This window comes from Paraburkholderia sp. EB58, from assembly GCF_050436665.1.
In the GTDB taxonomy this organism is placed as follows: domain Bacteria; phylum Pseudomonadota; class Gammaproteobacteria; order Burkholderiales; family Burkholderiaceae; genus Paraburkholderia.
In genome coordinates this window covers 1-12,187 of sequence record NZ_JBNDMQ010000024.1, presented here as the reverse complement: position 1 = coordinate 12,187, position 12,187 = coordinate 1, and the positions used below count along the sequence as shown (strand labels likewise).

General features: G+C 61.1%; 13 protein-coding genes and 1 tRNA gene. 2 read left to right on the top strand and 12 right to left on the bottom strand.

Annotation, left to right across the window (positions count from 1 at the left end; all coding sequences use genetic code 11):
- Window positions 1–117: 117 nt before the first annotated feature.
- The 10 genes from rplT to P3T40_RS29055 form a co-directional block, all read right to left on the bottom strand.
- Entirely contained in the window at window positions 118–477 is a 360-nt protein-coding gene (gene rplT / locus P3T40_RS29100) for a 50S ribosomal protein L20 (RefSeq protein WP_006052502.1), read from the bottom strand.
- A gap of 29 nt (window positions 478–506) precedes the next feature.
- Entirely contained in the window at window positions 507–704 is a 198-nt protein-coding gene (gene rpmI, locus P3T40_RS29095; RefSeq protein ID WP_074282768.1) for a 50S ribosomal protein L35, read from the bottom strand.
- A gap of 264 nt (window positions 705–968) precedes the next feature.
- Complete coding sequence (infC, locus tag P3T40_RS29090) at window positions 969–1,493, bottom strand: translation initiation factor IF-3 (RefSeq protein ID WP_074263967.1); 525 nt, start codon at window positions 1,491–1,493, stop codon at window positions 969–971.
- Between the two features lie 49 nt (window positions 1,494–1,542).
- A complete protein-coding gene (gene thrS / locus P3T40_RS29085) occupies window positions 1,543–3,450 on the bottom strand; it encodes a threonine--tRNA ligase (RefSeq protein ID WP_429271163.1) in 1,908 nt (635 codons plus the stop codon).
- 252 nt (window positions 3,451–3,702) lie between these two features.
- Window positions 3,703–3,779, bottom strand: a tRNA-Val gene (locus P3T40_RS29080).
- 106 nt (window positions 3,780–3,885) lie between these two features.
- Window positions 3,886–6,129: a RelA/SpoT family protein gene (locus P3T40_RS29075; protein ID WP_429271162.1), complete on the bottom strand. Its 2,244-nt coding sequence runs from the start codon at window positions 6,127–6,129 to the stop codon at window positions 3,886–3,888.
- Window positions 6,130–6,193: 64 nt separating this feature from the next.
- Window positions 6,194–6,547, bottom strand: coding sequence for a RidA family protein (locus P3T40_RS29070; RefSeq protein WP_429271161.1), 354 nt, complete (start codon window positions 6,545–6,547; stop codon window positions 6,194–6,196).
- A gap of 84 nt (window positions 6,548–6,631) precedes the next feature.
- Window positions 6,632–7,570, bottom strand: coding sequence for an alpha/beta fold hydrolase (locus tag P3T40_RS29065; RefSeq protein ID WP_429271160.1), 939 nt, complete (start codon window positions 7,568–7,570; stop codon window positions 6,632–6,634).
- Between the two features lie 524 nt (window positions 7,571–8,094).
- Window positions 8,095–8,736, bottom strand: a complete 642-nt coding sequence (locus tag P3T40_RS29060; protein ID WP_429271159.1) for a CoA transferase subunit B — start codon at window positions 8,734–8,736, stop codon at window positions 8,095–8,097.
- Window positions 8,737–8,738: 2 nt separating this feature from the next.
- A complete protein-coding gene (locus P3T40_RS29055) occupies window positions 8,739–9,443 on the bottom strand; it encodes a CoA transferase subunit A (RefSeq protein WP_429271158.1) in 705 nt (234 codons plus the stop codon).
- A gap of 283 nt (window positions 9,444–9,726) precedes the next feature.
- On the opposite strand from P3T40_RS29055, the gene P3T40_RS29050 reads away from it, so the two are divergent.
- Entirely contained in the window at window positions 9,727–10,272 is a 546-nt protein-coding gene (locus P3T40_RS29050; RefSeq protein ID WP_429271157.1) for a LuxR C-terminal-related transcriptional regulator, read from the top strand.
- 33 nt (window positions 10,273–10,305) lie between these two features.
- Here the strand turns inward: P3T40_RS29050 and P3T40_RS29045 are convergent, their stop codons facing one another.
- Both P3T40_RS29045 and P3T40_RS29040 read right to left on the bottom strand, forming a co-directional pair.
- A complete protein-coding gene (locus P3T40_RS29045) occupies window positions 10,306–10,737 on the bottom strand; it encodes an acyl-CoA thioesterase (RefSeq protein ID WP_429271156.1) in 432 nt (143 codons plus the stop codon).
- Window positions 10,738–10,918: 181 nt separating this feature from the next.
- Window positions 10,919–11,695 (bottom strand): SDR family oxidoreductase, encoded by a 777-nt coding sequence (locus P3T40_RS29040; protein WP_144156664.1) that lies wholly within the window; start codon window positions 11,693–11,695, stop codon window positions 10,919–10,921.
- A gap of 196 nt (window positions 11,696–11,891) precedes the next feature.
- Here P3T40_RS29040 and P3T40_RS29035 point away from each other — a divergent pair.
- Window positions 11,892–12,187: NAD(P)/FAD-dependent oxidoreductase (locus P3T40_RS29035; protein WP_429271155.1), on the top strand; the 296-nt coding region annotated here is incomplete at its 3' end.

Genomic DNA, 12,187 nt, shown 5'->3' with positions numbered 1-12,187 from the left:
ACTGGTTCGACCAACAAAAAAGGGGCTCGGTGAGGAGCCCCGTTTTTGTTGCAGCGTCACCGAGACTACCGGATCTTCGCTGCAACGAACCACGCAGTTTAATTGCCCAAAGCGCAATCAGGCTGCAACGGCGGCTTTCACCTGCTGAACGATCGCAGCAAAAGCAGCCTTGTCGAACACAGCCATGTCGGCCAGCACCTTGCGGTCGAGTTCGATCGAAGCCTTCTTCAGGCCGTTGATGAACACGCTGTACGTCATGTCGTGCTGACGCACCGCCGCGTTGATACGCGTGATCCACAATGCACGGAACACACGCTTCTTGTTGCGGCGATCGCGGTAGGCGTATTGGCCTGCGCGCATGACCGCCTGCTTGGCGATGCGATAGACGTTATTGCGACGGCCGCGGTAACCCTTGGCCAGCTTGATGATCTTCTTGTGACGGGCCCGTGCGGTAACCCCACGTTTGACTCTAGGCATAATTAGCTCCTGTGAGTTTTAGTTAAGGGTTAAGCGAACGGCAGCATTGCGCGCACGGAGTTCATATCTGACTCATGAACTGACGTGGAACCGCGCAGATGGCGTTTGTTCTTGGTGGTCTTCTTGGTAAGAATGTGGCGCTTGAAGGCTTGACCGCGCTTGACGGTACCGCCCGGACGCACCACGAAGCGCTTCGCAGCACTCTTCTTGGTCTTCATCTTCGGCATAACAACTCCATTATTAGATGGATATGGGTGTGCGGTCGGCCTGATGGCCATTACCCGCCCTTCGAAACCCACTCCACTTGGTATGCAGTCGGCCGATCTACCAGCCGCCGCTTTTCAGGAACGACGCCTATTTGCATAGGTGCTGTTCCGAAACCTGCTTGTCTTCGCCGCGCACACACACGCAGGCGGCGAAGTCCTGCTCAATCTTTTCAACACGACGGCGCGCGCCTCGCGGCGCGCTGCCACACAACCAGCCTTGGCTGCTTACTTCTTTTTCTTCGGAGCGAGCACCATGATCATCTGGCGCCCTTCCATCTTCGGCATTTGCTCAACCTGACCGACTTCGTCGAGGTCAGTGCGCAGGCGTTCCAGCATGCGCATACCGATTTCCTGGTGAGCCATTTCGCGGCCACGGAAACGCAACGTGATTTTCGTCTTGTCACCGTCGTCGAGGAAGCGAATGAGGTTGCGCAGCTTGACGTTGTAATCGCCGTCATCAGTGCCCGGGCGGAATTTGACTTCCTTGACCTGGACAATCTTCTGCTTGAGCTTCGCCTCGTGTTGCTTCTTCGCTTCCGAGTACTTGAACTTGCCGTAGTCCATCAAGCGGCAAACCGGCGGCACCGCTTGCGGGGCGATCTCGACCAGATCCACATCCTGCTGTTCCGACATGCGGAAAGCATCGGCAAGCTTCACGATGCCGAGGGGTTCGTTCTCGACTCCGACCAGACGCACCTCGGGTGCAGTGATTTCACCGTTGATGCGGTGCGCAGACTTATCAGTAGCGATGTTACGTTTCCTCTAAAAATTAAAAAAACGAGCCGCGCTGCCAGGTGGTTTACCTGAACGACTGCACATCCTCGCGCAGACGATCAATGAAGGCGCTGAGGGGCATCACACCCAGATCAACACCGCCACGGGCACGCACGGCTACCGTTTGGGCATCACGCTCTTTATCGCCGACCACAAGGAGGTACGGGACCTTTTCCAGCGTGTGCTCACGTATTTTATAGCTAATCTTCTCGTTGCGCAAATCCGCCTCTACTCTAACCCCTTGTTTTTGCAACGATTGGGCCAGAGACTGGGCATATTCCGTCTGACTTTCCGCAATATTCATCACAACCACCTGCATTGGCGCGAGCCACGAAGGCATCGCACCAGCATGGTGCTCGATCAGAATGCCCAGGAAACGCTCCATTGATCCGACGATTGCCCGGTGCAGCATGATCGGACGGCGGCGGCTGTTGTCTTCCGCCACGTATTCGGCGCCGAGGCGCTCCGGCAGCACCATGTCGAGCTGGAGCGTACCGCATTGCCACGAGCGGCCCAGCGCGTCCTTGATGTGGTATTCGACCTTCGGGCCGTAGAACGCGCCCTCGCCGGCGAGCTCTTCCCAAGTCACGCCGCAAGCCGTCAGCGCGTCGCGCAGACCCTGTTCGGCGCGATCCCACGTCTCATCGGTGCCAGCACGCGCGTCCGGACGCAGCGACAGCTTGATCTCGACGTTATCGAAGCCGAAGTCCTTGTACACGCTCATCGCCAGCGTGTTGAAGGCGATCGACTCGCTGATGAACTGGTCTTCGGTACAGAAAATGTGCGCGTCGTCCTGCACGAAGCCACGCACGCGCATCAGGCCGTGCAGCGCGCCCGACGACTCGTTGCGGTGGCACGAGCCGAACTCCGCATAACGCAGCGGCAGATCGCGATACGAACGCAGACCGTGGTTGAAGACCTGCACGTGCCCCGGGCAGTTCATCGGCTTGATCGCGTAATCGCGCTTTTCCGATTCGGTCGTGAACATGTTTTCACGATAGTTCTGCCAGTGACCCGATGCCTCCCACAGCGAGCGGTCCATGATCATCGGTGTCTTGATCTCGAGGTAGCCGGCCTCGTTCACGCGGCGGCGCATGTACTGTTCGACCTGCTGCCACAACGTCCAGCCACGCGGATGCCAGAACACCATGCCCGGCGATTCGTCCTGCATATGGAACAGGTCGAGTTGCTTGCCGAGCTTGCGGTGATCGCGCTTCTCCGCCTCTTCAAGCATGTGCAGATACGCTTCCTGGTCTTCCTTCTTCGTCCAGGCCGTACCGTAGATGCGCTGCAACTGTTCGTTCTTCGAATCACCGCGCCAGTAGGCGCCGGCAACCTTCATCAGCTTGAAGACCTTCAGCTTGCCGGTGGACGGCACGTGCGGGCCACGGCACAGATCCGTGAAGCCGCCGTGCGAGTACAGCTTGATTTCGTCAGTCGAAGGAATCGACTCGATAATCTCGGCCTTGTACTTTTCGCCGATGCTCTTGAAGTAGTCCACCGCTTCGTCACGCGACACCACGCGGCGCGAAACCGGCTCGTCTTTCTTCGCGAGGTCCTGCATGCGCTTTTCGATCTTCTCGAGATCTTCCGGCGTGAAGGGACGGTTGTACGCGAAGTCGTAGTAGAAGCCGTTGTCGATCACAGGACCGATGGTGACCTGCGCTTCGGGGTACAGGTCTTTCACCGCGTACGCGAGCAAGTGCGCCGTGGAGTGACGAATGATGTCGAGGCCGTCGGCGTCTTTTTCCGTCACGATCGCGAGCGACACATCGCGGTCGATCAGCGCGGACGTATCAACCAGTTCACCGTCGATCTTGCCGCCGAGCGCGGCCTTCGCGAGGCCGGGGCCGATCGACGCGGCCACTTCGGCGACCGTCACCGGATGCTCGTACTGTCGAACAGAACCGTCAGGCAGACGTATCGAAACCATTGCGTTCTCCGTGGTGCCGACCGGCGGCGGCACATACAACCAGGTTCAAAAAAGTCAAAAAAAATGCGGCCCCGCTTTCGAGGGGCCGCATTCACATTTCCTGCAAACTACATTGGCGAAAGTGGTCCTCGACTAGCGTCGCTCCGAAGTAGTTTCGGTCAACGTTCGCGGTGTCATAACCGTATTCGCCTTTTGCGCCAAGGCGCTTACTGCAGCTTGCGAAACCCCGGAAAACCGGAATTTCTCTTTCGTTGGTAGGCTCGATTGGACTCGAACCAACGACCCCCACCATGTCAAGGTGGTGCTCTAACCAGCTGAGCTACGAGCCTGAAGAAACGAGATTATATGGAGCCCCACATCGCTTGGCAAGTACTTTTGTACACCGACGCTGAAAATTCCCGCTGCGCTTTATCGTTACGCAGCGCACCGCAAGCGTCACGTCTTGCGCCCTGCCCGCAACACGCCCGTGACCTCTCCGAGCAACGTGCAGGCACGCTGAATCTGCGCGGCGCTCGACACCTCGACCGTGAACTGCATGAACGCGGCGTTACGACGCGTTTGCGTTTTCACGCCGATCACGTTCATCTTCTCGCGCGCGAACACTTCGGAGATGTCGCGCAGCAGCCCCTGGCGATCCGTCGCGTCGATCGTGAGGTCGACCGGGTACACCGACCGCCCGTTCCCGCCCATCACATCGGCGGACCACGCGGTCTCCAGCACGCGCTCAGGTGCGCGCTCGGCCATGCGCAGAAACGTCGGGCAATCACTGCGGTGAATCGACATGCCTTTACCGCGCGTCACGAAACCGCTGATGCTGTCGGGTGGCGCCGGCCGGCAGCAACGCGCGAGTTGGGTCAGCAATGCGTCGACGCCGACCACCAGCACGCCCGTCGATGCGCCATGCGCGACACTCGAGCCGCTGCTGCGCTTCTCGAACTGCTCCGGCACTTCGGCCACAGGCTCGGGCGGCGGCGCATCCTGCAGCGCCTGCTCCACCTGCCGCAAGCTGAACTCTTCCTTGCCGACCACCGAGAACAGATCATCGGTAGTCTTGAAGCCCAGCTTCGCCGCGAGCTGATCCAGATTGACCGAGGTCTTGCCTTCACGCTGCAGCGTCTTTTCGACCATCGCCCGACCCGTGGCGATGTTCTCCTGCAACTCGACCGCGTTGAACCACGCGCGCACCTTTTGTCGCGCACGCGGACTATGCAAATAGCCAAGCTGCGGATTGAGCCAGTCGCGCGATGGTCCGCCCTCTTTCACGGACACGATCTCGACCGTCTGGCCGTTTTGCAACTGCGTGTTGAGTGGCACCATCGCGCCATCCACACGTGCGCCACGGCAACGGTGCCCCAATTCGCTGTGCAGGTGATACGCGAAATCGACAGGCGTCGAGCCTTGCGGCAACGGAATCACACGCGCCTGCGGCGTGAGCACGTAGATGTGGTCGTCGTCGAAGGTAGCCTGACGCAATTGCTCCCACGGCTGCGCAGCGCGCTTCTCACCGTGCTCGCCTTCGGACACTTCATCCTTCCACGCGAGCAACTGGCGCAACCACGCAATCTTCTCGTCGTATTTCTCGCTGGCGGTGACCTGGCCGCCGTAGCCGCGCGTGCCGGCTTCCTTGTAGCGCCAGTGGGCCGCCACGCCATACTCGGCGAACTGGTGCATCTCCTGGGTACGGATCTGCACTTCGAATGCGCGGCCGTCGTCGCCGATCACAACCGTATGCAACGATTTGTAGCCGTTCGGCTTGGGCCGCGAGATGTAGTCGTCGAATTCCTTTGGCACCGGCTGCCACAGGTTGTGCACGATGCCGAGCACCGTGTAGCAATCCTTGATATCCGGCACGATCACGCGGAACGCGCGCACGTCGTAGAGCTCCGCGAAGTCGAGCTCCTTGCCGCGCATCTTGCGCCAGATGCTGTAGATGTGTTTCGGCCGCCCGCTGACTTCCGCGCGGATATTCGCGGCGGACAGTTCCTGCTGCAGCCGCGCGATGGCCTGGGCCACATAGGTTTCGCGCTCGACGCGCTTCTCGTCGAGCAGCTTCGCGATACGCTTGTAGGTAGCGGGCTCTTCGAAGCGCAGCGCGAGATCCTCGAGCTCCCACTTGAGTTGCCAGATGCCGAGACGGTTCGCGAGCGGCGCGTAAATATCGAGCGTCTCGCGCGCCACATCGGGCGTTGGCGTCATCTTGGCCGCCGCGTAATAACGCATCGATTGAAGCCGCGAAGCAAGCCGGATCAGCACCACGCGGATATCTTGCGCAAACGCGAGCAGCATCTTGCGCAGCGCTTCGACTTGCGCGCGGCGCGCAGCCTGGGCATCGCGTCCGGCTTCGGGAATCGCATTCTGCGCAGCGCGCAAACTGACGGTGCCAAGCCGCAGCAGTTTGCGCACGTCACTGACGAGCTGCGCGACCTCTTCGCCGAAGTTGTCGGCAATCACCTGCTCGGGGTCCTGCAGATGCGGCGTCAGCGCAAACAAGGCCGCCGCCAGCACCGCCGGCGGATCGACATTGAGCGTGCGCATGATCGCGGCCGTACCCGCTGCGTGATCCGCCAGTAATTCGCCCGACGACAGCCGCACCTCGCCCGCGTGTTCCCGCACGAACGCCATCGCCTCTTCGAAGGAAGGGAGAGGAACAGGTGCGGTCGTAACGGTATCGGTATTCATGGTGCGACGGCCCACCGGGCCAGACGGATCAACAGGGATTCAACAACAAAATTCAGATGCGGACTTAGCTGCGCTGTGCGGCAACAACGACCACTTCAACGAGGCACTTCGGGTTCGCAAGCTTCGCTTCGACGGTGGCGCGGGGCGGCGTGTCGCCTTGCGCGACCCACTCGTCCCACACGGCGTTCATGCCGGCGAAATGGACCATGTCGGCGATATAAATCTGCACCGACAACAGCAGCGACTTGTCGCTGTCCACTTCAGCCAGCAGACGGTCGATGTGGCCGAGCACTTCACGCGTCTGGCCGGTGATGTCCTGATCTGCGTCCTCGGCGATCTGGCCAGCGAGGTACACGGTGCCGTTATGCACAGCGATTTCGGAGAGCCGCTTGCCGACGTGGTGACGAATGACTGCCATGACGATTCCTGGTGATGGTTAAGGTTGATCGGAGATCCGTTGCGCCTCGCCCCTAAATCCGGAGACGCGCTGCGAAACCCCATATTATGACGCGTCGCCAACCGGTCCGATGAAGAAACGGCGGGCAATCTCGATCTGCTCGGCGCCGATAAACGCCGGCGCGTGGCCCACGCCGGGAATTTCAACGCTCGACACCGCCTTGCCCTGTGCAACCATCTTTTCAACCGTTTCGTGCGACAGCAAGTCCGATTGCGCGCCGCGCACCACAAGCACCGGCGCCTGAATCGCCATCAGCGCGCCCCACAGCGCAGCCTCGCCGGCTGCCACCTGTTCTTCCGTAGTTGCGGCAAAGGGTACCGCGATGCGGGGGTCATAACGGAAATACCACGCGCCATCGCGTTCATGCAGGAGCGGCGTGTTGATCTCGCGCCACTCCTCCGGCGTCAAGGGGCCGAACGATTGCGCCAGCAAGGCTGCGTAATCAATGCCCTGCTGCAGGGTTTCGAACTTCACCGGCTCGCCGAGATACTCGCCGATGCGGGTCACTGCGCCCGGTTCGAGATGCGGGCCGACGTCGTTCAGCAGCATCTTCTGGATCGGCGAATCCGGCAGACCCGCAAGCCCCAGCCCGATCAGGCCGCCCATCGAAGTGCCGAACCAGTCCACCTTTTCCACGTCCAGCCGCGCGATCAGCGTGACCATGTCCGAGACGTACTGCGGCACCGTGTAGTAATTGGGGACGTTCAGCCAGGATGAAAGTCCACGGCCGACCACATCCGGGCAGACCACCCGGTACGTATCCGCAAGAACCGCCGCCAGCCGGTCGAAGTCGCGCCCTGAACGCGTCAGGCCGTGCACGCAGAGCAGCACCCGTGGGTTCGCCGGGTCGCCCCATTCGGTGTACGCGAGGCGATGCAGGCCGCCGGGGCTCGCACATTGCACGAAACGTTGACGGGGTGTCGCAGCAACGGCTGCGGCATGCGGGGCGATTGAGGCAAGCGGCACGGAGGACGTAGCGGTCATCGGAATTTCCTTGCGTGAGCACGGACCTCAGTCCGGCATATCAGGCGCAGCACTCAGGGGCCAAGGTGGCAGGGCATGACAAAGCGCCACCGAATGCAGCAAACACAAGCCGGACGAGACGCGGATGAAAGGGCATGCAACGTTTGGACGATTGTAAACTGCTTTGCCGCCCGCCAAGGGTCGGCCGGATGGCATAGGCAAAAAGCACAATGCGAGTCGGTGCGGCTGCGGCCAAATAGTGCGGCTGCGGCGTGGTAGCGCGACTGGCGGCAAGAACTGCTGCCTGCCAAATAGACCGCAAAAAGGGCCCTCGCACGAGGCTGCGTAAGAAGCGACACACGAGGGCATCACCCAGCCCGTCAAAAGACCAGCACGGCACGCCGCATCCCTCGCAACCGCCCGCGCAAAAACAAAGCGGGCGAAGACTCGTGTCTCGCCCGCTTCAAATCAGTCTTGCATCGGTCATCGGTGAGGCTTACGGCAAACGACGGAATCCCCGACAGTCGCCGCGCTCCTCTGCCCGATCAGCTCACCGCACTCACATCCAGCGGCGCGCCGGTCTTGGCCTTGATTTCATCAACCGTGACACCCGGAGCCAGTTCGGTCAGCTTCAGACCCTCTGCCGTCACGTCAATCACGCCGAGGTCCGTGATGATCTGGTTGACCACGCCTACGCCCGTCAGCGGCAGCGTGCATTCCTCGAGAATCTTATGCTGGTCGCCTTTCGCAACATGCTCCATTAGCACGACGACGCGCTTGACGCCCGCCACCAGATCCATCGCGCCGCCCATGCCCTTGATCATCTTGCCGGGGATCATCCAGTTCGCCAGATCGCCGTTCTTGCTGATCTGCATGGCGCCCAGGATGGCGAGGTTGATGTGGCCGCCGCGAATCATCGCGAATGAGTCCGCCGACGAAAAAATCGACGAGCCCGGCAGCGTGGTCACCGTCTGCTTGCCTGCGTTGATCAGGTCCGCATCCACTTCCTCTTCGGTCGGCGACGGGCCGATGCCGAGCAGGCCGTTTTCCGACTGCAGCCATACTTCGACGCCCGCCGGCACGTGGTTCGCCACCAGCGTCGGCAAGCCGATACCGAGATTCACGTAGAAGCCGTCCTGCAGTTCCTTAGCCGCGCGCGCGGCCATTTGGTCACGAGTCCATGCCATGATTACTCTCCTCTCGCGCGGACAATGCGTTGTTCGATGCGTTTCTCCGGATGCGCATTGAGCACAATGCGCTGCACGAAGATGCCCGGCGTATGGATGGCGTCCGGATCGAGCTCGCCCACTTCAACGATTTCCTCGACTTCCGCGACCGTGATCTTGCCCGCCATCGCGCACATCGGGTTGAAGTTGCGCGCGGTACGGCGATAGATCAGGTTGCCCGACTTGTCGGCCTTCCAGGCCTTCACGAGCGCCACGTCGGCCGTCAGCGAATGTTCGAGCACATAGTGGTTCTCGCCGAACTGGCGGGTTTCCTTGCCTTCGGCGATCAGCGTGCCGTAGCCGGTGTTGGTGAAGAAGGCGGGAATGCCCGAACCGCCTGCACGCAGCTTCTCGGCGAGCGTGCCTTGCGGCGTGAATTCGAGCTCGAGTTCGCCGGCCAGGTACTGGCGCTCGAACTCCTTGTTTTCGCCCACATACGACGAGATCATCTTCTTGATCTGCCGCGTTTCAAGCAGCAGGCCGAGGCCGAAGCCATCGACACCCGCATTGTTGCTAATGCAGGTGATGCCCTTGACGCCCGTGTCGCGCAGCGCCGCGATCAGCGCCTCCGGAATGCCGCACAGGCCAAAGCCGCCGACGGCGAATGTCTGCCCGTCCTTGACGATGTCCTTGAGCGCGTCAGCCGCGCCTGGATAGACCTTGTTCATCAGTGTGTCCCTTCCTTTATGGAAACCCGAAATCCGGTACGTCGGATCGGTGCGATGCGGAGTGACGCGCGGTATTACCGTGCCCGGCCTGAGACCAAAGCGTCATTCTAGTCATCCATGGCGGGCCGTGCGCTGACATCGCATAGTTACACCACGCCGAGGGCCGCCACGGCCCGTCACCTGCGGCATCGCAGCCTTGTGATTTGACCGAAAGGGTACGATGCGCAGACCATACGGCACAATACGCAAAAATACATAAGTGATTTCCGCTTCAGCACCTTTCATGCCCGCACTGGATTACCAAACCGCCTTCCACCTCGCGCCTATCGGCCTCGTGCTGTCGCGCGAGCGCTTCATTGAAGACTGCAACGATCAGTTGGCGTCGATCTTCGGCTGCCCGCGCGAAGCGCTGCTCGGGAAGTCATTCCAGGTGCTGTATCCATCGGTGGACGAGTTCGAGCGGATTGGCACGCGCATTCCGCCCATCATGACCGCTCAAGGCAGCTATGCCGACGACCGGATCATGAAGCGGGCCAATGGTGAATTGTTCTGGTGCCACGTGACGGGCCGCTCGCTCGAGCGCGCCGACCCGCATGCGGCGGGGGTGTGGACTTTCGAAGACCTGAGCGCGACGCGCCGGGTCGCTGTCGAGCTGACGCCGCGCGAGCGGGAGATCGCCGCGCAACTCGTGACGGGCAAAACCAGCAAACAGATCGGCCGGATTCTCGATATCAGCTCGCGCACGGTGGACGTCTATCGGGCGCGGCTGATGCGCAAGTACGGCACGGGCAATGCCACCGAGCTGCTGCAGAGGCTGCTCGGGCATTGATTGCACGCGAAGTCTGGACGGTGGCAGCCTAGCTCAGGCCGCCCTGACGAGCACCGCGTTTTCGATCGTCGAGCGCAGCAAGTCCGGAATCGGCACCGACTTGCCGGCCGCGTAGTCGATCCATACGCAACGCGCCGCACCGCGTGCGTAGACGGTCGCAGGATCGTCGGTACGGGTCAGTTCAAAAGCGGTGTCGAAGCTGCTGCGGCCAGGCGTGCCGACCGACATCCGGCCAATGATGTCACCGGGGTAATGAAGCTGCTTGAGGAAATCCATCGACGCATTGACGATCACGGGCCCCTGCCCTTCGCCATTGCCGCCGGCGATACCGAGCTGCTCGAACCAGGAAATCCGCACCTGCTCCATGTAACGGAAATAGACCGTGTTGTTCACATGGCCGAATGCATCCATGTCGCCCCAGCGGATCGGCATGGACATCTCAAAAACTGCATGGTATTCGTTCATCGTACTTCTTCTACAGGTTAAAACAGGGTGCGCACCGGCTTCGCCCGCGACAGGCAACGGGCGGCGCGGCGCGCGAGTCAGGCCGGGATCGAGGTGATCACGGCGGTAAGCGCGGTAAGCGCAGTACGTTCGGCCATGGCAGCCGTCGCTGCCATGGAAGCCATATCAGTCATCGAAGCCCTTAGGAAAGCCCGAAGCCGTCGTCGGCGGCGATGATCGCGCCGTTGATGAATTGCGATTCGTCGGCGGCGAGCAGCAACAGCAGGCCGTCCAGGTCTTCCGGCTGACCGACGCGGTGGCGCGGCAGCATCGACACCAGCTTCTGCCCCTGATCGGTCGACCAGTGATGGTGATTGATCTCCGTATCGATGTAACCCGGGCAGATTGCATTCACATTGATGCCATGGCGCCCCCATTCCTGCGCCATCGCTTTCGTCATATGAACCACGGCGGCCTTGCTCATCGAGTACAGGCCGATTTGCGGCAGCACGCGCAAACCCGCCACGGAGGCGATGTTGATGATCCGGTACGACGGCTTCTGGCCGCCATTGCCGCGCATGATCATGCGCTTGGCGACTTCCTGCGCCACGAAGAAGGCGCCGCGCGTATTCGTGTCGAAGACGTACTCGAAGTCGGCGGGCGTGACTTCCGAGAGTTTCTGCGTGGTCGACACACCCGAGTTGTTCACGAGGATGTCGATTGTGCCCGCTTCCGTCTCGGCATGCGCCACGGCCGACTTGATGCTCTGATAATCGGTCACGTCGAGCGAAACGACGTGCGCAGCGCCGCCGGACGCTTCGATTTCTGCCCGCAATTCCTTCAGACGCTCGGTGCGCCGACTCGCCAGCACGACCTTCGCGCCGGCCTGCGACAGGACCTGAGCGAAGCGTTTGCCGAGCCCGCTCGAGGCGCCCGTAATCAGCGCAACCTTGCCTTCCAGATTGATCGAACGGCCCATTGTGGTTACCTTGTTCGTTGGGTTAGAGGCGCGGCGAGGCCGCGAAGGCTCATCCATACCCGGCGATTACCCGGGCAACACCGTATCACAGAAATAGAACGATCGTGCTAATCTTTGCTCATTGGGTTGCGGCGCTGGAGTCGTTCGCCCACAATACGATCCCGAAAAAAGCATTCTAACGGTAAGAGGAGCATCAATGACCCCCGCAAGTCTCATTGAGCAGTACGGCCCGCGCGAGTCGATGGAATACGACGTGGTGGTGGTCGGCGGCGGCCCAGCCGGCCTGTCCGCGGCGATCCGCCTGAAGCAGCTGGCAGCGGCAAAAGGCGTCGAAATCGGCGTCTGCGTACTGGAAAAAGGCTCGGAGATCGGGGCGCACATCCTCTCCGGCGCGGTCATGGACCCCCGCGCGCTGAACGAACTGATCCCCGACTGGAAAGAAAAAGGCGCGCCATTAGACGTGGAAGTGACCGAGGACCGCTTCCTGTTCCT

Coding starts and splice junctions, on each gene's coding strand:
- rplT (WP_006052502.1), bottom strand. CDS start 477: ATGCCTAGAGTCAAACGTGGGGTTACCGCACGGGCCCGTCACAAGAAG.
- rpmI (WP_074282768.1), bottom strand. CDS start 704: ATGCCGAAGATGAAGACCAAGAAGAGTGCTGCGAAGCGCTTCGTGGTG.
- thrS (WP_429271163.1), bottom strand. CDS start 3,450: ATGGTTTCGATACGTCTGCCTGACGGTTCTGTTCGACAGTACGAGCAT.
- P3T40_RS29075 (WP_429271162.1), bottom strand. CDS start 6,129: ATGAATACCGATACCGTTACGACCGCACCTGTTCCTCTCCCTTCCTTC.
- P3T40_RS29070 (WP_429271161.1), bottom strand. CDS start 6,547: ATGGCAGTCATTCGTCACCACGTCGGCAAGCGGCTCTCCGAAATCGCT.
- P3T40_RS29065 (WP_429271160.1), bottom strand. CDS start 7,570: ATGACCGCTACGTCCTCCGTGCCGCTTGCCTCAATCGCCCCGCATGCC.
- P3T40_RS29060 (WP_429271159.1), bottom strand. CDS start 8,736: ATGGCATGGACTCGTGACCAAATGGCCGCGCGCGCGGCTAAGGAACTG.
- P3T40_RS29055 (WP_429271158.1), bottom strand. CDS start 9,443: ATGAACAAGGTCTATCCAGGCGCGGCTGACGCGCTCAAGGACATCGTC.
- P3T40_RS29050 (WP_429271157.1), top strand. CDS start 9,727: ATGCCCGCACTGGATTACCAAACCGCCTTCCACCTCGCGCCTATCGGC.
- P3T40_RS29045 (WP_429271156.1), bottom strand. CDS start 10,737: ATGAACGAATACCATGCAGTTTTTGAGATGTCCATGCCGATCCGCTGG.
- P3T40_RS29040 (WP_144156664.1), bottom strand. CDS start 11,695: ATGGGCCGTTCGATCAATCTGGAAGGCAAGGTTGCGCTGATTACGGGC.